19 protein-coding genes are annotated in these 24,201 nt (G+C 31.7%); all 19 read right to left on the bottom strand.

The genetic code is table 11. The features are described 5' to 3' along the window. Positions 1 to 2: 2 nt before the first annotated feature. The 19 genes from ACXYMZ_RS15050 to ACXYMZ_RS14960 all read right to left on the bottom strand — a co-directional run bounded on the left by ACXYMZ_RS15050 (position 3) and on the right by ACXYMZ_RS14960 (position 24,102). Complete coding sequence (locus tag ACXYMZ_RS15050; RefSeq protein ID WP_458949226.1) at positions 3 to 731, bottom strand: cytochrome c biogenesis CcdA family protein; 729 nt, start codon at positions 729 to 731, stop codon at positions 3 to 5. Positions 732 to 784: 53 nt separating this feature from the next. Further along, a complete protein-coding gene (gene resA / locus ACXYMZ_RS15045; RefSeq protein WP_458949225.1) occupies positions 785 to 1,357 on the bottom strand; it encodes a thiol-disulfide oxidoreductase ResA in 573 nt (190 codons plus the stop codon). Positions 1,358 to 1,399: 42 nt separating this feature from the next. Further along, complete coding sequence (locus ACXYMZ_RS15040) at positions 1,400 to 2,107, bottom strand: cytochrome c biogenesis CcdA family protein (RefSeq protein ID WP_458949275.1); 708 nt, start codon at positions 2,105 to 2,107, stop codon at positions 1,400 to 1,402. 831 nt (positions 2,108 to 2,938) lie between these two features. Then, positions 2,939 to 3,661: a gamma-glutamyl-gamma-aminobutyrate hydrolase family protein gene (locus ACXYMZ_RS15035; RefSeq protein ID WP_458949224.1), complete on the bottom strand. Its 723-nt coding sequence runs from the start codon at positions 3,659 to 3,661 to the stop codon at positions 2,939 to 2,941. A 246-nt stretch (positions 3,662 to 3,907) separates the two neighbouring features. After that, positions 3,908 to 5,260, bottom strand: a complete 1,353-nt coding sequence (locus ACXYMZ_RS15030) for an APC family permease (RefSeq protein ID WP_458949223.1) — start codon at positions 5,258 to 5,260, stop codon at positions 3,908 to 3,910. Between the two features lie 246 nt (positions 5,261 to 5,506). After that, a complete protein-coding gene (locus tag ACXYMZ_RS15025) occupies positions 5,507 to 6,961 on the bottom strand; it encodes an NAD-dependent succinate-semialdehyde dehydrogenase (protein WP_458949222.1) in 1,455 nt (484 codons plus the stop codon). A 19-nt stretch (positions 6,962 to 6,980) separates the two neighbouring features. Beyond that, positions 6,981 to 8,375 (bottom strand): glutamine synthetase family protein, encoded by a 1,395-nt coding sequence (locus tag ACXYMZ_RS15020; RefSeq protein ID WP_458949221.1) that lies wholly within the window; start codon positions 8,373 to 8,375, stop codon positions 6,981 to 6,983. A 29-nt stretch (positions 8,376 to 8,404) separates the two neighbouring features. Beyond that, positions 8,405 to 9,163 carry an SDR family NAD(P)-dependent oxidoreductase gene (locus tag ACXYMZ_RS15015; RefSeq protein ID WP_458949220.1) on the bottom strand — a complete coding sequence of 253 codons (759 nt, stop codon included), beginning with the start codon at positions 9,161 to 9,163 and terminating at the stop codon, positions 8,405 to 8,407. After that, positions 9,147 to 10,241, bottom strand: a complete 1,095-nt coding sequence (locus ACXYMZ_RS15010) for a M20 family metallopeptidase (protein WP_458949219.1) — start codon at positions 10,239 to 10,241, stop codon at positions 9,147 to 9,149. The genes ACXYMZ_RS15015 and ACXYMZ_RS15010 overlap by 17 nt, the downstream gene beginning before the upstream one ends. Before the next feature lie 213 nt (positions 10,242 to 10,454). Then, positions 10,455 to 12,506, bottom strand: coding sequence for a sigma-54 interaction domain-containing protein (locus ACXYMZ_RS15005; RefSeq protein WP_458949218.1), 2,052 nt, complete (start codon positions 12,504 to 12,506; stop codon positions 10,455 to 10,457). Between the two features lie 662 nt (positions 12,507 to 13,168). After that, positions 13,169 to 13,987, bottom strand: a complete 819-nt coding sequence (locus ACXYMZ_RS15000; RefSeq protein WP_458949217.1) for a hypothetical protein — start codon at positions 13,985 to 13,987, stop codon at positions 13,169 to 13,171. A 13-nt stretch (positions 13,988 to 14,000) separates the two neighbouring features. Beyond that, on the bottom strand, positions 14,001 to 14,519 hold the full coding sequence (locus tag ACXYMZ_RS14995) for a hypothetical protein (RefSeq protein WP_458949216.1): 519 nt from the start codon (positions 14,517 to 14,519) through the stop codon (positions 14,001 to 14,003). A gap of 504 nt (positions 14,520 to 15,023) precedes the next feature. Then, positions 15,024 to 15,986 (bottom strand): DUF4062 domain-containing protein, encoded by a 963-nt coding sequence (locus tag ACXYMZ_RS14990; protein WP_458949215.1) that lies wholly within the window; start codon positions 15,984 to 15,986, stop codon positions 15,024 to 15,026. Between the two features lie 75 nt (positions 15,987 to 16,061). Further along, a complete protein-coding gene (locus ACXYMZ_RS14985) occupies positions 16,062 to 16,871 on the bottom strand; it encodes a DUF5677 domain-containing protein (RefSeq protein ID WP_458949214.1) in 810 nt (269 codons plus the stop codon). Positions 16,872 to 17,864: 993 nt separating this feature from the next. Continuing rightward, a complete protein-coding gene (locus tag ACXYMZ_RS14980; RefSeq protein WP_458949213.1) occupies positions 17,865 to 18,461 on the bottom strand; it encodes a hypothetical protein in 597 nt (198 codons plus the stop codon). 181 nt (positions 18,462 to 18,642) lie between these two features. Continuing rightward, positions 18,643 to 18,771, bottom strand: a complete 129-nt coding sequence (locus tag ACXYMZ_RS14975; RefSeq protein WP_458949212.1) for a hypothetical protein — start codon at positions 18,769 to 18,771, stop codon at positions 18,643 to 18,645. Positions 18,772 to 18,864: 93 nt separating this feature from the next. After that, positions 18,865 to 21,384, bottom strand: a complete 2,520-nt coding sequence (locus tag ACXYMZ_RS14970) for a DEAD/DEAH box helicase (RefSeq protein ID WP_458949211.1) — start codon at positions 21,382 to 21,384, stop codon at positions 18,865 to 18,867. An 800-nt stretch (positions 21,385 to 22,184) separates the two neighbouring features. Then, a complete protein-coding gene (locus tag ACXYMZ_RS14965; RefSeq protein ID WP_458949210.1) occupies positions 22,185 to 23,150 on the bottom strand; it encodes a tyrosine-type recombinase/integrase in 966 nt (321 codons plus the stop codon). Between the two features lie 4 nt (positions 23,151 to 23,154). Next, entirely contained in the window at positions 23,155 to 24,102 is a 948-nt protein-coding gene (locus ACXYMZ_RS14960; protein WP_458949209.1) for a tyrosine-type recombinase/integrase, read from the bottom strand. Between the last annotated feature and the right edge of the window lie 99 nt (positions 24,103 to 24,201).

The raw sequence follows: 24,201 nt of genomic DNA, 5'->3' as shown, positions 1-24,201 counted from the left end.
TCTTACCAAAAGGTCAACGTATCTAGAATACCGATAAGAAGAAGTAAAGCACCTGCAAATTTCTGAACGATTGCACCTATTCTCCTGCTCTTCTTTAAGATTACTCCACTCGCTCCAAAATACCAAATGAGAAAGATTATGATTAGTAAGGGTAGTGATGTACCTATACCAAAAACAGATGGGAGAATAAAGCCATTCGGTGTCTCCAATACGACTGGCATTAGTGTAACGATGAATAAGATAAACATGGTTGGACAAAAAGCAACTGTAAAACTAACCCCCATCAAAAAACTACCTGTATAGCTATCTTTTAATTTATTGACAGGAAGTTCAAATAACTTCCATGTTTTTCCCAAACGAAATACTCCCATCATAAATAAACCAATAAGGATAAGCATGGGACCAATAATTTTTCTGAGGATGGGAAACATCTGTGTTAATGTACTATGTACCTCTCTACCTAATAGCCATATGACGATTCCGATTATTGAAAACACAACGAGTTTACCTAAAATAAATATAAACACGTGCAACCATGGTACCTTATCAACAATTGACCTATTTCCATAAATTGTTATAGCACTTATGTTACTAGTCAGTTGACAGGGCGCAACAGCTCCAATTAATCCTAAGAAAAAAGCAAACAATATGGGAAGATGTTGAAAACCATAAGCTAATTCCTGAAGTTGTAAACTCAGGGTACTACTGATTTGATTAAATAAATCAAACATAATTTACTACTCACCACCATTTAATTCATTAACTAAACTCAAGTTTCTTGTTATTAATCTGGTAAAATACGCTGGAAATATCCTTCAAGTCTTTCTAGTGATAATTCTCCACTCACATATTCAACAATCTCACCCTCTGGACTAATAAAAAATGTACTAGGAAGGGGGCCAACTTTATACAAATCTCTTATCTCTCCATATTTATCATGAGGTATTGGAAATGTCAGATCGTATTTTTCTATAAAGCGATCTACGACTAATTCAGTGCTATCTAGACTTATCGCAACTATTTCAATACCTTTCTCCTTGTACTTGGGATACAACTCTTGCATATATGGCATCTCTCTTTCGCATGGTTTACACCAAGTAGCCCAGAAGTTAAGCATAATTCCCTTCCCTCTTAATTCTTTTAGTTGTATTGTTTCTGCTTCATTATGTTTATTAATTTGTGTTAATTGAAAATCTGGTGCCTGGTCTCCAACTCTATAAAGCGTATTATCTGCCATTAGGTTGGAAACAAGAGCAAAGATTATTGCGCCTAACATGATAAGTAAAATAGCAGACCTATAGATAAATCGGCTTCTTTTTTTATTTCTCTTTTTCTTTTTCACCTGTTCTAAACTCACATTTATCACTCCTGAATTTCTAGTAAAAATTAAATTTTATAGCTAAAAACCCGTAAATCCACCAAACAAAGGAATTAATAATTCAATAATTGATGTCATCCAATCAAAATATAAAATGATACCCATGATAATCATTAAAATGCCACCAATCATCATAAAACGATTAGCATATCTTTTGATGAACGTCATCTTGTCAATAAATAGTGTCATAACCAAAAATGGGATAGAAAATCCTAAGATATAAAATGACATATAAAACAGCCCCATTCCTGGATTTGCTACACCCATTGCAATTACACCTGCAAGAATTGGTCCAGTACATGGAGTCCAGCCAGCAGCAAATCCTAATCCAATCAAAACAGATCCTAGGTACCCCGCTGGTCTTTTTTGAAAGTGAATCTTTCTATCTTTAAGTAAAAAGTTAAATCGTAAAACGCCCGTCATAACCAATCCAAAAAACACCAATATGATAGCGCCAAGCTGCCTTAACAAATCCTGATACATGAGAAAGAATTTTCCTATAAAACTTGTGGATAATCCAATTGCTAAAAAGATAATAGAAAATCCCAATAAAAAAAGGATTGTATGTATTAAAGCCTTTTTTCTCAATATTCCTCGCTCCGTCTTCAATTCATCTACAGTCATTCCTGTGATATAAGAAAGAAAAGCTGGATATAAAGGAAGCGAGCAAGGGGATAGGAATGATAATAAACCAGCACCAAATGCCAGTAATAAAGTTACTTCTCCCAATAATTTCACCTACTATTTTATTTTGTATATTCTGCCGTATTATAAAAAAAATTTGTGTAGAAAGTGTCGAGAATAGGTGGGGGAGTGTAAAAGTCAAAGAAATGTCATATTTATTTTGAAATAATATTTTTGGAGTATAAAAAATTCTCTAACAGAGAAACCAAATAAAGAGCTAAAGGAAAATAAGTTAGATTAAAAGAATTTATAGATAAATTAGGGCATACAAAAGATGGAAAACGACGATAAATATTTATCTTCATGTTACAAAAGAATTAAAAAAGAGGCTCCTCAAAAGTTTACTCAACTTTTGAGAAGCCTCTAATAATGCATCAAATGTTAGCCATTTGTTAGCCAAATGACTCTTAGTTTACACTAAATCCTTATATATCAAGGGTCTAGATGGCTATCACATCATGCCGCCCATAAGGTGAAAGTGTGTAATATCTTTAACCTTGTATGCTAATAGTGCGTTATATCAAGGTTAAATTAAATCAACGGTGTAACATAATTAATTAGATATTACCTTTTTTCATGAGATTGCGTTAGCCAAATGTTAGCATCTTAGCTTGATGTTTTACATACCTCCTTTTTATATAGAAAAGGGAGTCGGTCCATGCGTTAATACTTTATCACAGTTAGGGACTGGCCTAATGTTAAGTCTGTCACACCTTCATTTGCATTTCTAATGGCTGTGATTGCAGAAAATTTTATAAGAAATTCTTTCATACCTCCATTTATTTGTCAACCGTTATTACTTTTACTTAGCCATTTTTTCTCATTAAGTTGAATAAAAAAGTATTGTAGCATCTATTTTGAATATCACAAATATTACTAGGATTTCTTAGATGCTTCTACTAAACTTTTAAATAATCTATTCATTAATTGATTTGTACTCGCCATAAACTCTGGATGAAATTGAACACCTAAAGCAAAGGAATTTTCTTGATATTCTACGCATTCAATAATTCCATCTGATGATTTTGCAGTGACCTTTAATCCATCTCCTAACTGCTTAATGGATTGATGGTGAAAACTATTAACTCTTACTCTTTCCTTTTTGAATATTTCATACAAGTGACTTCCCTTTGCAACATTAATCCAATGTGTATCTTTATATAACTCGCTTCCTTTTTGGAAATGTTGGTAGGATTCCTTAAATGATGAAGGAATATCTTGATATAACGTTCCATTTAAAGTAACGTTTAAAACCTGAATTCCACGACAAACCGCTAATAATGGTAAGTCACTTTCTAATGCATATTTTACCAGTGTCATTTCAGTGACATCTCGTATAGGAGTAGTTACCCCTAAATTTTGATGTGGTTCTTCATTATAATATTCTGGACTAACATCCTCCCCCCCTGTTACAATTAGACCATCACACAACTTTAAAATTTCTACGGCTGATTCGATATGATTGTATGAAATAATTATTGGTATACCACCATTATTTACTACGCTATTTATAAAATCCTGATGAACATAATTTCCTTTTATGTAGTCCCCATTCTTCACAAACCCTGCAGTAATTCCTATTAAAGGTTTCAACGTCATTCCTCCTATTTTGCTAATATAAACTCTCGACATTCTTTGTGGAAAAGCAATTAACTAAAACATATTTTTTCATCTGTTTATTATTTATTTCCATTTTATTTAAACTGCAATACATATTAGTCTGGTAAAAAAAGAATTCTTGACAATGTAAAAATCTACACACAGTCAAGAATTCCCCTATCACCATCATCCCAACATAAAATGTGAAATTAATATATTTTAAAAAGTATCTGTATTTATTAAAGTTTACACACTAATTTTATGATCTTCAGATTCGCTTTTCTTTTTATTAAAGTTCTTCCTATTTACAAATATTATGATTATACCTACTGTAAGCCAAGAGAATCCTAATGTTAAAGTAAATGGAGACATACTTGAAATGACAAGAATAATCAAGCCCATAGCAAACAAAGGAAATATTAAATGCTTAATATAATCTTTTGATTTTTTTTGTACAATATAATACCAGATGACTGTTAAGTTGACGAAAAGGAATCCAGTTAATGCACCGAAAGCAACTACATCTGAAATCATATCTATACGTTTCAAGAATATTAAACCAACAAGTAAAGAAATCACACCTGCTACAATAACCCCATAATGTGGTGTTTTAAATTTCGGATGTACCTTCGATAACAAGGCTGGCATTTTTTTATCTCGTGCCATTGAATATAGTAAGCGAGATACAGCAAGTTGATAAGCCAAAGAACTAGCTATTCCTAAGGAGATAACCATAGTAAGAACAACTAAAGTTGAAAACCATTGACCACCAATTAATTCGGCTATTTGATAAAATGCTACTTCTGGATTGAGATTTTCAATGCCCTTAGCTAAATCTGCACCAATCCAAGATTGAAGTATAAAGAGTAGCCCAACTATGACTATAGTCAATACTGCTGCGCGTCCTACAGCTTTTATTCCACCTTTAGATTCTTCTGCTAAAGTTGTCATTCCATCAAACCCTACGAAAGAAAGCATCGCAAGTGCAGTAGCTTTTAATATAAAACTAAAATCAAACTCCGCAGGAATATATACAGGATCAATTGTGAAACCCGTTCCATTTACACCTTTAATTAATGCTATAATTCCCAATACAGAGAAGAGAAAAATAACGATTAACTGAAGAAACAATATATATTTGTTAACTATAGTAGTGAGTTCAATACCAAAAATATTTAGAACTGTATTAATTAGTATGAATAAAACAAGATAAATCCATATCGGTAAATCTAGTATCGTGCTTAAGGCTGCTATACTTAAAAGATAAAGAGTGGCTGGAATAAAAAAATAGTCTAACAACATTCCCCACCCTGCAAGAAAGCCAAGGGGTTCGTTGATACCTTTTGATGTATATGAATAGACTGACCCTGATATCGGAAATTCTTTAGCCATTTGAGCATAGCTAAGCGCAGTGAAAATTAAACCAATTGCCCCTACCGCATAAGTAAAAACAACCATCCCTGAAGCATCTACATATATAAAACCGAAAAGAGCGAATGGTGCAGTTGGTACAATGATAATTAACCCATAAACTAGTAAGTCCCAAAAACTTAAAGTACGTTTTAATTCCTGTTTATATCCAAATTTTTCTACCGACATATTTCCACCTCATTTTAAATTGATAATAAAATAGATTCAGATAATTTATTGTGAACTTTAATATCTATCTGTGAGTTATTTCTATGAAAACTTACAAAGTTTATCCATTGTATTAAAGGAAATGTTAACTAAATTTGCAAACACCGTGATCGGTGTTTGCAAATTTAGAATTAGTTTTTTCAATACTTTTATTACGTAGAGCCTTACATTTCTTTATTTGTTTCATTCAGGTATAAAATGAACTTATTAATAATTGATTACAACATATTTTAGTTCATAGTATTCCTCTTGTCCTTGTCTTCCACCTTCTCTTCCTATTCCACTTTCCTTTACACCACCAAATGGCGCTTGAGGATAAGCTATAGAAGTACCATTTATCACAACATTCCCAGCTTCTAAACCGTCTACTTCAATTAAATGATTTATTCTTGAAAAATCATTTGTATAAACATATGCTGCTAAACCATATGGAGTATCGTTTGCCTTTTGGATAACGTTACTTTCTGTTTTAAAAGTTAATATTGGAGCAACAGGACCGAACACTTCATCATTCGCTATTTCCATTTCTTTATTTACATTGTCTAAGATAGTAGGTGCATAGAAATTACCATTCTCAAACTTTTGTTCATCTAATCGTTTTCCACCAAGAAGAACTTTAGCACCGTTTTTTTCTGCATCCTTTACCAATGAGTCAACTTTTTCGAGCGCTGTTTCATCAATTAAAGGACCAATGTCACTATCAGATTCTAAGCCAATATTGACTTTTATTTTTTTTGTCTTTTCTACTAACTTCGTAACAAGTTCCTCGTGGATATCTTCATGTACATATATTAAATTAATTCCATTACAAACTTGACCACAGTTTTCGAATTTATTTGAAATAATTCCATCAACTGCTTTGTCAAGGTCAGCATCTGGGAATATAATAACTGGCGTATTACCACCAAGTTCTAGTGACAACCTTTTTACATTATCAGATGCTTGATCCATTAGCTTTTTCCCAACTTGTGTAGAACCAGTAAATGAAACTTTCCTTACTCTTGAATCGCCCATCAATGTTGAACCAATCTCTGAAGAATTACCGGTGATTAGATTAGCCACCCCATTTGGTAGACCAGTTTCCATCAATAATTCAAATAAGGCAATGGCAATTAATGGAGTCTGTCCTGCTGGCTTCAAAATAACCGTACATCCCGCTGTAAGCGCAGAAGCCAACTTTCGCATCACTATTGAAGCCGGAAAATTCATGGGTGTAATTAAACCGACAACACCAATTGCTTCTTTGAGTATGAGTAATCTTTGATTAGTATTCGAAGCTGGAATAATTTCTCCTTGGATCCTTCTGGATTCTTCCATATGCCAATTAAGTAATACAATGGATCCGCTAATTTCACCCATTGCTTCTTTAAGTGGCTTCCCTTGCTCCTTTGATAATAATAAAGCTAATTCTTCTTTATTTTCTTGTATCTTGTCCTTCCATTTAGAAAGGTATTGGTTTCTGCTTTCTGGAGGTTGTTTTGCCCACGTGGGGAAAGCATGAGCTGCCGCATCAATAGCTAGCTTCGTTTCTTTTTCTCCTCCGTGAGAGAACTCACCAATCTTTTCACCAGTAGCAGGATTTAATACATCGTTTTTCTGAATGAGTTCCATTTTCTTTCCATCTATCCATAGTGAATTCAAATCTTCTGTTATTAGACCCATTTTAATACCTCCCTAAAGGTTAAATAAATTCAAAGTATTTCTTTCTTTCAAAATCAGTAACTTCAGTGAAGTATTGATTAAGTTCTAATTTAGCAGCTGCTAAATAATGTTCAAAAACTTTATCACCTAGGATTTCTTTAACTACTTCACTCTTTTCAAATTTCTCAATAGCTTCGAATAGATTAGAAGGTAATTTAGGTACATCAAGTTTAGTTATATCACCTGATACAGGATTAGGTGGTTCAATTTCATTTTCAATTCCATAAAGGCCGGAAGCTATGATAGCTGCAAATACTAAATAATAATTACAGTCTGCACCCGGAACTCTGTTTTCAATACGCGTCGCTTTTCCACGTCCTACTGTTCTAAAAGAAGTAACTCGATTATCTATGCCCCAAGTAACTGTATTAGGAGCCCCTGCTTCGTTGTCAGCTAATCGTTTGTATGAATTTATATATGGCGCATAAATAAGCATGAATTCGGGAGCTAATTTTAATAATCCTCCTAAAAAGTTCCGCCCAGTTTTAGACAATTGCTTATTTCCATCTGGACTTTCGAATAGATTTTTGGTTCCCTCCAAATTCCAAAGACTCACGTGAGCGTGACCTCCGCTACCTGAAGCATCCGTTGCTGGCTTTGCCATAAACGTGCTCATTAATTGATTTAGAACTGACATTTCTTTAATTCCGTTTCGATAAACAGCTGTTCGATCAGCCATTTCTAAAACTTCAGAATGTCTTACATTTAATTCTAACTGCCCTAGTCCCCACTCACCTTTAATGCTATCTACTGGAACATTTGCCAATTCTAGATTATGAGTCAATTGTTTTAAGAACCAATCATCAACATTAAGACGATAAATTGAATAATCAATTGGATATGGGAATAAAGGAGTTAAATTCTCAAAGTTCTTTTCTCTTATCGATTCAGGTGTTTCTTTATATACATGAAATTCTAATTCAGATGCAGCTTGAACTGAATATCCTAATTCTTTTGCTTTCTCAACTTGTTTTTTCAAAATTGTACGTGGTGCTACATCTACCAAACTCTTGTCTTCATTATAAGCATCACATATTACGAGTGCTGTTTTCTCAACCCAAGGATAATATCGTAATGTAGATAGAATAGGTTTAGCCTGAATATCATGGAATCCTGTATTAGCATTACAATATTCAAACTCACCAATTGTTAAGCTGATATCCCAAGCAAAGTTCAATGCACAAGTATTTACTCCATTTTTTAGATCATCAACAAAAAATTGTGCCGGAACCTTTTTACCATATAATCTACCCTGCATATCTATTCCAGCAAGAATCACTGAGTCTATTTCACCTTTATTAAAAACTTCTAAAAACCCGTCCCATCCAGAGAAAAAGTTTTCCTTGTCTCCTCTAAAGTCTTGTTTTGTTTCCATCTAAATATCCCCCTTATATTAAGTTATTATTAAATGGTCCATCCACCATCAACAAAAATTGTAGTTCCAGTAATATAACTGGATTCATCTTGTGCAAAAAATAAGGCAACGTTAGCAATATCACTCGGTTGAGCTACTCTTTTTAAAGGAATACGATCTAAAATCCATTTAGTTAATTCCTTATTAGTTAATGCTCTCTCAGTAAACGGAGTCTCTACAATACCTGGTGCGATCGCATTTACAGTGATTCCATATTTGGCTAAATCCAGAGCTGTTGCTCTAGTTAGCATATTTAATCCTCCTTTAGATGAATTGTAATGAGGTTGAGAGTTACCGTCACTAGCAACCACATAATGTGCTTCTACAGATGTTAAGTTTATTATTCTTCCTTTAATTTCTTTATCTTTCATCACCCTTGCAACAGCTTGCGTACAAAGGAAGGGACCTTTTTGATTAACATTATGTACTTTATCCCATTCGTCTTCTTCTAAATCGAAAAAATTTGTAAATCCTACAATACCAGCATTGTTAACTAAGATATCTATCCTTCCAAATTCTTCAACTGTTTTTCTAACCATAGCTTCTACTTCTTTTTTATTCGTTATATCTGTTTTAACAAACAAAGTTTTACTTCCTTCTGGTCCCATTTCAAAGGTTTCCTTAGCTCCTTCTTCACTAATATCAGCAATAACTACGGAGGCACCTTCTTTTAAGTATTCTAAAACGATTCCTCGTCCGTTCCCTGATCCTCCACCAGTAACAATAGCGACTTTATTTACTAATTTCATTTTTATCCTCCACTCTCATATCTAAAATATAGTTCTTGAGTATATCTTTATATTGTTTTAACGAATTTATATCAACATATTCATTTGGCGCATGGTGATTTGCGCCAATAGGGCCAAACTCAACTGCTGGTATATTATGCTCTGAGTAGAACCTTGCATCTGAAGACCCGGCTTGCCCAAAGAACACTGCGTGATGATCAATTGTTGATTCAACACTCTCATATAATTGTTTAACAAATCTATTATTTTTGTCTGTATTTACGGGATGTCCATGCCTAATAATTTTCAATTTTGCTGTTGGGTCAATCATTTTAATCTTATTCATGAAATCATCAGGGTTTTGACCAGGTAGATATCGAATGTCAATTCCTATGACACAGGAACTGGGGACTTGATTCAAAACTGCGCCCCCTGTTATTGTTGCAAGATTGAAAGAAGGACTTTCAAAAAACTCTGTTTCTTTACTTGGCAGTTTTGCTTCGATTAATTCTTTATATCTGTTGATAGCCATTAATATTGCATTTTCCCCTAACCATGGACGACTTCCATGTGCTGATAGCCCTGAAACTTCAAGTTCCAAATGGAGAATTCCTTTTGCTTGAATTGCTATCTTTAAATCAGTGGGTTCTCCGCAAATTACCATGTCTCCTATGTATCCATTTTCAACGAGATATTTTGTCCCAATATGTCCCCCTACCTCTTCATCAGGCACTATGACAAGCATGACTTTGCAATTTAAACTTACCTTGGCTAATTCTGTCATTAACTTCAACATAATAGCGACAGAACCAAGCATGTCATAACTCCCTCTCCCATATATTCTGTTATTTTCAATTCTTGGAATAAAGTCTTCTGGATTTCCTGGAACAACATCAATATGTCCATTTAAAATAATAGTTGGCCCTTTTTCGCCAACAGTTGCCACAAGCATCTTTGATCCCTTATTCTCCAAATTGGTCACATTAATTCCATGTGCTTCTAACCAATTTGAACAATAATCCATTGATTTATTAATGTTTTCAGGACTTGTATTTTCATTTCTAATTAATTGTTTTAATACATCAAGTACCTCTTCCATCAACACACCTCCCTCACCCATATATAGCAAATATCATGCCAACTAGGTATCATTCTAGAGAAAAGCTATATCTATCACATTTAAATATTTTAAATAGACTGAAATATAGAGACTAATCAAAAAAAAGAACACGTAAAAATACGGGATAATTAGGTTGAGGTGGATAACTCAACCCATTTAACCCGATTTATCCCGTTAAGCGTGTTTTATTATCTAATTAAGATTGTGTTGATGTATAGCATTAATTCCTTTCGATGTTACTTTACTTCCTGCACGCCCTATTTTTACATCTATCATGTCAGAAGCCTTTAAATAATCAATGGCTTTTCTTACATTACTTTCTGAAATAACTATTCCTTCTCGTCTAGCCATTTTCACTAGACTTCTTCTTCCTGCACTAATTCCAGTGTTATTTGCCTTTAATAATAATCGAAGGATTAAGAAATTATTGTCAATATCAAGGCTTTCAATAGGAGTAAGTGAATGGTCTTGCTGTTCTTCAGTAAAACTATCCTTTTGATTGTTACCTTCTTTTAGGAATAATGGGTTTTCCGGTAGCGTTTCCCAATTATTCATTAGTGAGTAATATTCTATCGTATTTTCTAGTTCTCTTATATTCCCTAACCACTCATGTTCAGTTAGTACGTTTAGTAGATCTTCAGATAAATGTTGTTTGCTGCCTCTTTCTTTTAAAATAGAATTTATTAATAGTGGTATGTCATCCTTCCTATCCCGGAGTGGAGGTATATTAATTTGTAGTACATTTAAGCGATAATATAAATCTTCGCGAAATTTATTTTCTTTAACTTGTTGTAAAAGATTTTTGTTTGTTGCTGCTATTATTTTTACATCGACAGGAATGATTTTTGTACCTCCAATTTTTAAAACTTCTTTTTCTTGAATCACTCTAAGAAGTCTTGCTTGTAGTGTGGGAGATATATCACCAATTTCATCTAGAAAAATAGTACCCTTATGAGCCTGTTCAAATAATCCTGGCTTCCCTCCCCTTCTAGCCCCAGTGAATGCTCCTTCTTCATATCCAAACAGTTCACTTTCGAGTAAACTTTCAGGCAACGAACTACAATTAATTGCTATAAATGGAAACTGAGAACGTGGAGACTCATCATGAATTGCATGAGCGAATAATTCTTTTCCTGTTCCGCTCTCGCCAATTATTAATATACTTAGGTCACTTTTGGCCATCTTTTTAGCGTTAGAAATAACCTCTTTCATCCGTTTATTTTTCGTAATGATATTGTCAAAGGTGTATTTTGCTATGTGTCCCTTGGATTTAAGCTGCGAACGTAATTTGTTTTCTAAATCCTCAACTTGCTTAGCGACTTTAAATGTAAGTACACCACCATACGACCTGGTTTTGTATCCTATATTTTTGCTATTTATAATCAAGCTTTGATTATTCACATTAATAAGACGGTCGCTTTTTTCTTCGATTAATAGTTTTTCATTAATTGATACTTTATTACAGAATTCACTAATTTCTTTACCTATGATATTTGAAGACTTAATGTTAAATATCTCTTCCGCCTTACTATTAAAAATATTAATTATATTATTTTGATCATAGGTAACTACACCATCCTCAACTAAACTCAAAGTTTCTTGTAAAAAGTTACCTGTATCAATTAATTCTTGTAAGATACCTTGGAGCCCATGGTTCCTTGTCATGACAATTTCTGAATAGTCATCAAGAATCTTCTCGGTCTCACTATTTAACAAATCAAAATGAATTAAAATTTCTACCATTGTATTAATATCTACAACCCGCTTACCAACATCTATTGTTGTTTTAACATGGTCGGGGACATATTCCATTTCTCCAAGTGTTATCGCATATTCAATTGGTGGTATATCAGAAACACCAGGATAAACTGGAATTAGATTTGCATTTCTTAAACCAAGTTCATAAAGTAAAGCAATACTTTCAATTGTAGAATCCCTATCGTCATTTACTACCAATATTTTATCATCTAGTGGGAGCTCTTTTATTTTTTCGTAGCCACTTTTTAATAACGTACGATTAATCACTATTACATTATTCTGATCTGAGATATTAACACTCTTTTGTCTTGAAAATAATGAATATGTACTTATTAGCATTAAATCATAGTTTAATGAAACGTTTTCCAGATCTTTATCAGTAAAAGGAATGAACTCAAAAATACTACCAAGCACTGAATTTAATTGCTCACAAATTGCTTGACTATTTTTCTTCATCCCAGCGATTACGGCAATCTTTATATCCACTCGAGTTCACCACCCCAAAAATTATAATATTTCTATAAAACTATATACTGTACTTCACCTAATTATAAAATAGATTTTTAAAATAGTGTTTTTTCCACAAGCATTGCATTAATTAATTCCCCTAATTTTTCACTAACTTACCATCGTGCATAAAAAAAGTTTTCTATAATGGATTTAGCTAGTTGGTAAACCGTCCAAATCTAAAACAAGAACAATTAGATTATATAAAGAGACATTTAATGTACTCATTTCCTCTTCAGAAAGATAAATATGTTAATATATGTTGTTTTAGATATTATGTACACAAAATTTATTTAAATTTAAATGTAGTCGAGTTCTAATACGATTAGGATTCGGCTATTCTCATTTGCTAAATCAATCAAATAACTATTTGGGCGAAGTAAAACCCTTCCCAATAGTTATATTCTTCTGGTTCTATAGTAAAATAAATGGTCTTTAATGATTTTATCAATTCTACGATAGTTTCTAGTACTGTCTTAGGGCTTTGAGTCTTGTCATATTTAACTTTATCATTAATAAAAGTCTATGAGTCAGCAGCTATTACCTTTTAATTAAAGAAACCTGAATAATTTATAGTTCTACCATATGAATAAATTTTTTCTATAAAGAATTCCTATTGAGTAAATCGATTATTACGCTTCTCATACCCTAGACACAGAATTTGCTACCATTTTTTCATTTCCAACTGGTGTAGTATAGTAGCGTTGCTCAATCCCCCAAAGTAAATGTTTTAGTTCTTCTTCATTTGATACTCTAAATTTTGATTCTTCTTCATCAAAGGTGAGCTTTTCACTACAATAATCTTTTATGTATGAATAGATTGTACTCTTCTCTCTTGCTGAAAATCCCTTTATTGTTTCCATTGCTAGAGCAATTCTTTTTCTGTTTGCAGTTTTTACTTTAAATGCATCATAGTCTTCCTCAAGTTTAATGAAGTCACTTTTTAAAAATTCTTCTGTTTCTAGTTGTGTTGCTTCTTTATAAAGTTCTATAATGCCCTTAAAAATTGAAGTAAGCGATGAAATATTCTTAAAATAAAGGGTATCTTCTGACTTTATATAAATAGCATCGGGAACTTCTTTTATAACTATAATAGGCGACTGTTCCTCGATTATCGGCTCGCCAATTTTAAACCACTTTCTATTAACGATTAATGATGGTGTGATTTTTTGAAAATAATATATTCCTGTTTGGTATGCGCATAAGAAAAGCAATTTTTTTATATCTATAGTACCTATTTGATCATAATCAGTAGAGATAAATTCCCGTTTGAGAAACTCTAAATAGTAATCCTCTTTTGAGAAATTTGGTATGTGAAACCATTCATCATCTTCTAATTTGTAATCAGAATTAAATACTTTTGGGTTATCCAAGTCCTCTGGTAAATCGAAAATCTTGCCAGATAGAACCTTATAAATTTTTCCTTCTCTCCCACTGGTACTAGCGACTAAATGATTCATATGTTTCATCTCCCTATGTTAAGTCAATAAAAGTAAAATTATTAATTCTCCTCAGTTTTGGCAAATTAATATCATCAGGATTTTTAAGTGATTTTCTAGTTATTAAAAAGATTTTAGTTCTATTAACCGTTGTCAAATAATAAAAATGATAACCAAACAACAAGAATAATGGATTAAAGTATAGGGTCTGTGAAAAAAAAGTGAATAAAAACAATACTAGGAAAATAAAAATCAATGTTTCATAGTAAGGTACACTTAAGGCAACAAAGAAATATCCGAGATAACTTGGTAAGAAAGCATTATTTGCTTGTTCCACTTCAATTATTTTAGATATTTTAAAAGTTTGTTCTTGCCCATTTTCACTTTTTATACTTTTTTCAGTTTTTTCTAGACTATCTTTAGCTAAAAATTTAGCTAAGATCAGACTTATAAGAGTAAAAATTATAGGCAAGCAAAAATACAGAGCATACGAAACTACATCTGGTACAAAAGATAGTTTATTAGACCATTGTATTGTTACTTGTTCTTTCACAAAAAATATTACAATTATTAGTGATGTAGAGTTGAAGGTAAGTAATAATCTATACAAAATGTTTATATTAACAACCTCCTTTCAATAAAACTTCACTCATGTTGTAAATAAAATTTTTCAATTTCATCTATAATTAAATCTGCTGGTTCTTCACCACGTTCCTTTATGTATAACATAAGGTGAGAGAGTGTAATATCTATAACATAGTGTACTAATAATGCGGTATATCAAGCTTTCGAAGAATCTGAGGTGTATTTTCTTTAACGGTATATTACCGTTTTCCACGGAATTGCGTTAGCCAAATGTTAGCATTTTGTTAGTTTGATGTTTATCATCTTGTTTTTAATTTGAGACCATTAGTTTATATAAATAGAGATTCTGTACACTAAGCGAATTTCAACCTAAAATAGTCGAATTCTAACATGGTAAGGATTCGACTATTTACATTAGCTTCTTCTGCTAAAGCACCCTAATCAAAAAACACTACATAATGTATTGTTTTTATTACTGACTATTCATTTTTTTCATTTCGTACATGGCAATAAATCTATTTCCGTTATTTGAAAATTGAACCCTCTGATATTTAACCCCTGCAATTTTAACTTTTTCAGCCAAACCTAACGCAATTAATTTAGGGGCAACTCTATAAAAAATGAATATAGTATTTTTATGTACCATGTTACTGTTCTCTATACCGATAGATAAAGAGTTTTTATATTTATTTACGACACTTAATAGTGGATATGATTTACCAGCAAGTAATTCGTCGTCATAATCATCCGGAAAATTGATTTCTTGTTGAGAAAGATATTTGTGTATTTCGGCATATGAGTAATCGCCAATTTCACTTTCTGTTTTTAGCTTTCCTTCTAACTTTTCTTTTTCATGCTTAATTTTATTATTTTCCTTTAATAACTCACGGTTTTCTTCTAGTAATTCTTCATAGCTACCTAACTTTTCTCCTGATACCCAACCCGTTAAAGTAGCATCTCTCTCAAACTCTTTTAAAGATTCAAGTACATATAACTTTATATCTTTAATATCAGCAAAAAATTTTGAATGCTTACTTAACACTATTTCTCTGAATTCTTTTAGTTTTTGTGGATTCTTTGTTTCCATCACTCTACTACCATTTGCCTTAAGCTTTTCCTCTAATGCATCTTCCGCTATAACAATTGCAAATCTTGGTATCCCTTTTTCACCTGCATAATCATATTCCCAATGTGTATAACTCTTTCCAGTATCTTTATCAATTGAGCCATACCTGCCACCTAGTATAACCATATAAGCATCCGATTCATTTATCCATCTTTTAATTGTCTCTTTTTGGGATTCATCACCAGCTTTGAATAACTCCATACCAGCTGGAATATGTCCAGCATTCAAAATTGATGAAACTGCGGCTTGTCTTTCTTCTTGTAAGTCTGTAAAGGTAGATGAAACAAATACTTGTAATTTTCTTTCCATACAATCACCTCTGCTAGAATAGTTACTAATATTCTAACATGAATGAAGCTTTTTCAGAACCACTGTTGTTTCAGGTTATTTTCTATATTGTATATTAAAATTAATTTCTATTAATGCTAACTTGTTCTTAATTTCTTTATTTTTTTCTAATTTATAATGCTTGATTATAGATACTATATTTTCAATTACATAATTTGTTAGTTTGTTATCTAATAACTCTATGTTCAGATTACTTCTAAACAACAAAATATTGTCTTTCATACTTAAGTTGCCCATCGAACTTAAGCCATGAGTATGCAAGGATTCCATCCCATAGAAGAAATAGTACTCTATTTCCTCTTTTCCTACATACCTCATTAAGTCTCGCATGCCTTGTATGTCACCATTCAAGTTGTACCAATTTCTACGCTTCTTGCTATTCACCCCTGAATTAAATTGTCTTTTATAAATTTCCTCATAATACTCTATATATTCATCGAAACTATTTATACCTGGAACTTCCTTCTTCATTTCAGATGATGAATTGGTATATTCTAAAATTTCTTCTTTATCCTTTGAGTTTTTCATATTATCAAGGGATTCTTTTAGTTTTTTAGCAGATTGCATTTTAAAAGAGTAAAAGTAAGCATTACTTCTTCTTTCTGTTTCTTCTTTTAAGATGTATTGTAAAGACACACTCTTTTCCAAAAAAGTTCTTGATATAATTTCTATTGAATCATGTCTATTATTCTTCAATAAAAAATTAATATCATTACAGTTAGAAATTATACTATGCATTAAAGCTAGTATTACAGCATCTTCAACGTCAAGTTCCTTTTCTTTAAAACATTCTCTGCCAACTATTTTCATAATTTCAAATGAGGTATCTATTATAATTTGTTTCAAACTACTCACCCCTGCAAAAATTATAATTATTATTCTAACATAAGGCTATTGTAATGTAGATACAATTGGGCAACCAAAATAAAGACACTACATAATAGTAATGTCTGATTACGGTAATTTACATTTATTCTTCTACCATATAAATTGAATTTAAAAGGGATTTCCTTACCTATTACAATGAAAAGCATAAAACTCATCCATTAGAATATGAAGTATATGAAAGAAATCCTTTCTTAGGATTATTCTACAAAAGAGAATTTTTTAGTTTTCAAAAAGAATATAGAAGCCAATTACAGATTTATTGGATAAAGATTTATTTATAAATATAATTGACATTAAAAAATATGTCGGTGTTAATTCTATTGGAGATTTGAGAGAGTTTACTTATTTCAATTCAGACACTGATTTTGTTTTAGAGGGAAACACATCTATTCTAAAAGATGAAGTTAGAAGTTAGAGATGATTTGGATAAATAATTTCATAATGAAAGACATTTTTTGAATTATATAGGATTTTTTTCATAGTTAGACAATGTATTAATAATAATGGATTCATAAAACTGAAAATTTTTTCACCCGCTCGAATGTATGATAAAAGTTGCTGTTTTAACATTTAAAGGGTGCATTTTATCTACTAGTTTACCAATCATTAGTATACTTTTTTCTTCTTTTTGCATACCCCATGATCCTTCTATTGAATCACCTATGCCTTTATCTAATTGCTTTATCTCTAATTCTACGAAATTACCACTTTAGCTAAAATAAAAGTTTCCGTCTAGAGTTGAATCAATGTATTGCTCATCTACAAATTTCGAAAAAACATCTATAGTACTTATTATATTATCCTCATTTTCAAATCTATTTATTTATGACGTTGGGGTCAGTCTTCCACTACGTTAATACTTTACCATAGTGAGGAACTAACCCTTAACACCATATATGAAAAAGGCTTTCTTTTTTAGTAAACAATTAGTTAAATCAGTTACAATTTCATCTATATTAATCTTCCTAAAACAGCTCCTACTGGTAATCGTTTTGTGATTTCACTTGTCCATTTCTTAATTTGTGTAAACCTCACTTTTTTAGTCAATTCCTTTTCTAAAAGTTCATTTGTTATTTCACTACTACTTGTCTGTAGATCTTTTAATACATCAAGCGCAATATATAAACTCTCTTCTATTGATTTCCATGCGTCTACCTCTCCACTTTCTTTTATCTTTAATTTTTTATAAAAAGAGATTTCTTTACCGTCCTCAATAATATTTGTACCAAAAAGAATAAGCATTGGTAGTTCTCTACTATCCTTTATTTTAAAAAGAGAAAATAACTCCTCATTTTGTTTCGGCTCCTTCCAAATAGGCACCATGAAACTCATCTCATTGCCTTTTCTTTCAGGAATTCCTAACTCCCCACTGACCAACTTTGTATAGTATACATCTATCTTTTCTCCAGATAATGAATCTAGTGCATTAATAAAATCCGCATCTTTCAATAATTTAACAATAACCGGGTCCTTTTCAGTAAACAATAAAATTGCTGACAACTTTCTATTCTTTTTAAACGTTGCTTTCTCGAGTAATTCTTTTTCCATAATTACTAACCTCCATAGATATACTTTATATTCAAGTGATTATCTAAAAGCATACTTCTTTGTTATTGTTCTGAAATAGCCTTCCTAACATAAAAATCTTCATCCTGCCTTTTTATTACTTATATCATACGGAAATTGGGGAGTATTTAAAAATAAAAGAATAAGCTAAAAAATCAGTATCTTAAACCATATTATTAATTGCTCTTTTCTCCAGTATGGAAGAAATAAAATTCTTTATTGCTGTTAGATTCGTGCATTTCATTATAATTTCATCTGTTGGTCTGTTGTCTACACCTTTTCTCTTGAGCAATTCAGTCTGTGACTGATTGGAAGTCTTTATACTTCTCACTCATTTCAGTAAATAGAGCACCTAATTTAAGTTATTATTTATTAAATCTTTTTATCACCTATAAATTCTTGGTTCCTCTACATAATTGGTGGTTAACTTTTCAACAGATAATTGATGAGTATTAAGATGTTTTTGTATTTGCTCTTCAGAAAGACTTGTAAAATCTGATGTATTAAATTCTGAGTAAAAGTCTTTTACACTTTTCACTAAATTTTTAAGACTACGATTTCTCATTATTTTTACCACTTTTGTAAAACCTGCAGCTCTACTTACAGTTTTTGTGGTAATGATTAAAACTCGAGTTACTTTTACATCTCCATAATTTTTTTCGAACCATGCGGAAGCATTATTCATTTGACCAGTTTCATCTTTATTAATTTCATTCCTTGAGGCATCTACTTGATTCTTGCATTCTACTAATAAATATTCATTGTTACCAAGTAACCATAAGTTATCTGGTCCTTCTTTCCATTCTTTATCAGGTCTTTCTGTGAGAAAACCTAGAAATTCCCCCAATTCATTTAGCGCATTTTCAAATGCATCTGCTTTCACACCAAATCTGAGTGAGTCCAGAGTGCTATTTAAATCAATTTGTAATTCCTCATAATTTGTGTAACTTTCAATTTTCTTTTTAATGCTTTCAACTCTTTTCCAACTTACCTTGGTTATCTTGGTAAACTCCATTCCTTCTTTTGGTTTCAAAAGAAATCTATTGTTTTTATGAGCGATCACTTGCAATCTATTAGACTCTGTTTGAGAAAAAGGATACAAGTACTTGGACATTTCTTGTAAGTACCAACCCTTTTCTTCGGTATCAGTAATATATTTATCTATTAAATCTTGTACTATTGTAGCTGACTTTTTATAGTTCCCTAACATATATTCCTCAAGTGCTTTTTTTTCCATTGAGAAAATATCAAGAATTTTGCTTTGTGGTTCCTCTAAATCAATATCGTTCATTTTTTGAATATAGAATTGTTTCCAACCCTCATCACGCTTAATTAATTGGTTTAATAATCCTAAAAATGAATGAATAGGTTCTACACCATTTTTAATATCATCCTTTGCAAATTCTGCTATTTCCAAACCTATCTCAATTTGTTTCCTAGTTTGTGTAGAGAAATATCTTCTTGTCTTCTTTGAACGTATAAGTTTAATTAATTCACTTCCTATTAGTACGATTGCTGAGTAATCCTTTTCTCCCCTTACACTTCTACCTAAACCTTGTTCAATTTTTTGTGCTTTATTAATTATTGTTACATCACTTTTATTTCTGCAATTTTCTATATATTTTTCCTGTAACGAATCAAAGTTCGGGGCAGAATCAAGTATTAATACTCTACAAGAATTATCAGGTAAATCAATGCCGTCATACCTATTCGCAATTACTAAAGTATTACTAAAGTCTTTGTTTTTGAGTTTTTTAACTTCGGCAATTATATTGCTTGTTTCTGCAACTGATGAGCCATAAGATTCCCAGTCTTTTGTTGTGCTAAAACTAGGTGTAAGAGCAACGATTCCAAAATTTCTATTATCTTTGGGTTTAGCCATTATATTTACTACTTCGCTTCTACTAATAGTAGAATCAATAAGACTTGGAATCAAGATCATCTTCTCTCCAGACCATTCTTCTTTATCAATAGAAAGGGGCTTTTGTATAGTCTCAGGGCTCAGGCCCAGACCTTTTATTAAAAATGAATCGTCATTTACAGTTGCGGACATAAATATACGTTGTTCAGCATTTTCATATGTCCCAAACATATTTAGTGGTACTGAGTATGGAATTATTTCAAGTTTATTCCCTGATATATAACAATCACAATCCCTTATAATATCTTTTAATATTTGCCACCCAAACTTTACTTCATTTAATGCAGTGTATTTAGCTAATATCTGTGCTACATCACTATGCTTATCTTGCCAATCCCAGTAAGGAACAGCAAGAAATGCATCATATTCTTGTCTCAATATATCTGCGTAAGTCCCAACTCCTTGCTTTTCAATCTCTGGCCCGAAAAGTTCAAGTATCTCTTGGTATGGAGCGGTGCCTTGTTTTAAATTAATTTTACAGGCATTTTTAATCGCTTCAATACAAGCATGCGCATCATCCATTAAAATAGTAGAAACTTCTGTGTATTGCCTTCCAACACCAAATTTAGAAAGTCCATTAAATAATGTTTGAACGTTTGTTATTAGTATTGCCTTTTCATCGATAAAGTCGTCCGGTATATCTCCATCATATACAGTGTAAGGAATACCGAATTCCTCTGCCTGTTTACAAGTTTGATCAACTAAATAATTATTTGGGCACAAATACATAGCAGGTCCAGTATTATTGTTTAATCGAGATTGCAGCATTAGAAGTCCAGTTAATGTTTTTCCTTGTCCTGTATGTAGCTTTAATATTACATCTTTTTCATTGGATCGCTTATTATACCAGTCTTTTAAAATCATCTTTTGTACTGGACGTAACGGTCCTTTATCAGATGCACGATCCAAAGAATCGTAAATTTCTATAGGGTTAACCTTTTTTGTTATTTTTTTAGAATTTAACCTTTTCCCGAAATTAACCATATTTCTTCCCCTTCCAACTAAAGTAATATTATTATATTTATAAGAAGATTTATCTGTGTTGTACCTTGTCTGAGTTAAACAATAACTGTTAGCATCTTACTTTAACATTTTCTAGACCTTATATTTAGTTAACATTAATTCTACTTCTTATTGAGTTTTTGTTAAATTCACTCTCAATAGCTTCTGAAGCGTCCCTCCTTATATTAATTTATATATAACATGTAAATTAAAAGATCTAATAATGAAGTACTTTAATGTCGAATGAAGCATAAGATCGGATATTGTTTCTTATATATTCACCTACTTTCTCAATAAACCATTTCCTCAAATGTCTCAGCTGTCTATCTCGTTTCCTGTTGAATCTTCTTAGGTGGTTCTAATATACCTAGTTGCTTGGTTGAGGTGCTTTAAAATAAAAATTCATCTGTTTTTTTTAGGCTACCGTGAACCGTAACTTTCATTGTGACCAATAGACGTTTGCTAATCACTTCCAATACTTTGTCTATTACAACACCTTACTATTCAATGGGTAATAAAAGCATTAATGTTTAAGCCTAAAATATTTTTGTACATGAATACTACACATCCTTCAATGTCATAATTCGACACCAAAAGAAAAACCCCTTCTTTATACCTATAATTATTAAGTACTTATTCAATTGGAGTATTGCAAATTTGGGTAAAATAATATGAAATTGCTTCTAGTTTTTGCTTAAACAGCACTTTAATTTGCTCACAATGTATTGGTAACAGCTTAGTATAAATGAATATGGTTGCAATATCTTTATGAAGAAATATTCTTATTTTCTACGAATATATTTATATACATCTTTATTTACTTTTAATTCAACGCCACGATTACGGATATTATTGGGTTCAATATACGTTTTTGTAGAATCAATTTTTTTATGTCCTAGTAATTGTTGTATTACCAAGATATCTGTACCACTTTCAGCCATAATAGTTGCAAAGGAATGCCTTAGTTTATGAAGGGTAAATAAAGGTAAATTTGCCTTCTGAAGAAACACTTTAAATTCCATTTGTAGGTCACTTAATTTTAAAGACTTTTGATTTTTATTAAAAAGATAATCATCTTCACCTATTTTGTACTTATCAACAAATCTTTTTATAACGGGACCGATTCCTTCTCTTAGCACGATATATTTACTAGTTTTATTTTTTGTCTTCTTAACATAGATAGTTCCATTTGAGTAATCAATATTTTTAACCTTTGTATAAATGATTTCCGAAGAGCGACTTCCAGTAGACATCAACAATATAAAAAACAATAAATCTCTGTCTAGGTTAGAACTGTACTTTAAAAGACTATGAAGAAACTTTAACAGATCGTGTCTGGTTGGAACATATTTATCTTTACTAGAAGGTTTTTGTTTATGTTCATCTAATTTAAATTTCATCTCTTCAGCAAGATTTGGAAAGTCGTATCTTCGATGGAGGTAGAGGAACAAGTTTTGCAGTGATCTTTTAGAATCAGCTAACCACCCATAACTTTTATCAAGACGTGAATGAAAATATTGATCAACTAACTTTACATCTAACCTAGAGAAAAATAACGTTTTTCTATTTTTATCAACTGTTTCATAAATTTTCTCTAGATGCACCTGTTCAACAGAAGTACCACAACAATCAGCAAGATAATGTAAAAAATCATCTAATCTTCGTTTATAAATGCCTTTCGTTTGTTCGCTACGGTTAGAATACTTAAGAAAACTATTAATTTCTTCCCTAAAAAATTTCACTTTCATCGCCTCAAATCAAATCATCTAATAAATTTTCAAAAGGAAACGGATAATTTTTCATTACTTGTTCTTTTAAGTCTAATGGTAATAGCTTAGTATAAACAGATGTCGATTGAGGATCTTCATGACCAAGCATTTGCATTAAATATGGCTCCCTAATACCTACTTTAAGACATCTCACTGCAAATGTATGGCGAAAGGAGTGAACTGTGTAATCTCTATTCAATCCAATACTATCAAATACACCACGAAACAAATTTTGCACACTTCTGTTTGAAATTTGTTTTTTCCTCACTAGTCCTTCATCCTGTGCAAATAGATACCCCTTGATATCCGCACTCCATTCTTCTACACCACTCATTTTTAAATAATGTATTATACATTTTTTCACTTCTGGAAACATAGGGACATATCGTTCCTTTTCTCCTTTCTCTTTAAGCAGAATCAAGTTTTCCTTAACATTAAAATCGCATACTTTTATATTCGTCAATCCACTCACACGGCAACCTGTTCCCAATAAAAAAATCGCTATCGCTCGCTTTCGATACCCATATGTTTTTTGAAGCGTCCTTGCTAATACTTCTTCTATTTGTTCATCATTTAAATAACGCGACTTCGGGAATGTTTTTTGTAAAGTAAATTTGTAGCGTAAATCTCTTTTCGTGTATCCATTTTCAAAAGAATACCCCAGCACACTTCTAAAGATAGCACTGTATTTATTAATAGTATTTGTAGCTAAGGAATCCGCCTTTCTTGGTTTAGCACCCTCTAATAGATTATATAACAAGCCTTCCCCTACCTCGTCAATAGTTAAATCAGGATGCTTTTCCAAAACAAACTGCTTCACCCTACCCAAGATATTTAAGTAAGTACTTACGGTCGTTTCACTCCTTCGGTTATACTCTTTTAACGTTAATAAATTCTCACAGTACTCTTCTAGTACTTTTACGAAAAGCATCCTCTGACTTTTCGATGATAAATGTTCATCCTTATTTTTTACCAGCTTTAACAACTCTTCAACAGTAACACCTAACTCATTACAAATTTGTTCATAATC

This window comes from Oceanobacillus sp. CAU 1775 (genome assembly GCF_054482815.1).
This window is presented reverse-complemented; position numbering and strand designations above follow the sequence as displayed.

Coding starts and splice junctions, on each gene's coding strand:
- ACXYMZ_RS15050 (WP_458949226.1), bottom strand. CDS start 731: ATGTTTGATTTATTTAATCAAATCAGTAGTACCCTGAGTTTACAACTT.
- ACXYMZ_RS15035 (WP_458949224.1), bottom strand. CDS start 3,661: ATGACGTTGAAACCTTTAATAGGAATTACTGCAGGGTTTGTGAAGAAT.
- ACXYMZ_RS15030 (WP_458949223.1), bottom strand. CDS start 5,260: ATGTCGGTAGAAAAATTTGGATATAAACAGGAATTAAAACGTACTTTA.
- ACXYMZ_RS15025 (WP_458949222.1), bottom strand. CDS start 6,961: ATGGGTCTAATAACAGAAGATTTGAATTCACTATGGATAGATGGAAAG.
- ACXYMZ_RS15020 (WP_458949221.1), bottom strand. CDS start 8,375: ATGGAAACAAAACAAGACTTTAGAGGAGACAAGGAAAACTTTTTCTCT.
- ACXYMZ_RS15015 (WP_458949220.1), bottom strand. CDS start 9,163: ATGAAATTAGTAAATAAAGTCGCTATTGTTACTGGTGGAGGATCAGGG.
- ACXYMZ_RS15010 (WP_458949219.1), bottom strand. CDS start 10,241: ATGGAAGAGGTACTTGATGTATTAAAACAATTAATTAGAAATGAAAAT.
- ACXYMZ_RS15000 (WP_458949217.1), bottom strand. CDS start 13,987: ATGAATCATTTAGTCGCTAGTACCAGTGGGAGAGAAGGAAAAATTTAT.
- ACXYMZ_RS14990 (WP_458949215.1), bottom strand. CDS start 15,986: ATGGAAAGAAAATTACAAGTATTTGTTTCATCTACCTTTACAGACTTA.
- ACXYMZ_RS14980 (WP_458949213.1), bottom strand. CDS start 18,461: ATGGAAAAAGAATTACTCGAGAAAGCAACGTTTAAAAAGAATAGAAAG.
- ACXYMZ_RS14970 (WP_458949211.1), bottom strand. CDS start 21,384: ATGGTTAATTTCGGGAAAAGGTTAAATTCTAAAAAAATAACAAAAAAG.
- ACXYMZ_RS14965 (WP_458949210.1), bottom strand. CDS start 23,150: ATGAAAGTGAAATTTTTTAGGGAAGAAATTAATAGTTTTCTTAAGTAT.
- ACXYMZ_RS14960 (WP_458949209.1), bottom strand. CDS start 24,102: ATGCTTTTCGTAAAAGTACTAGAAGAGTACTGTGAGAATTTATTAACG.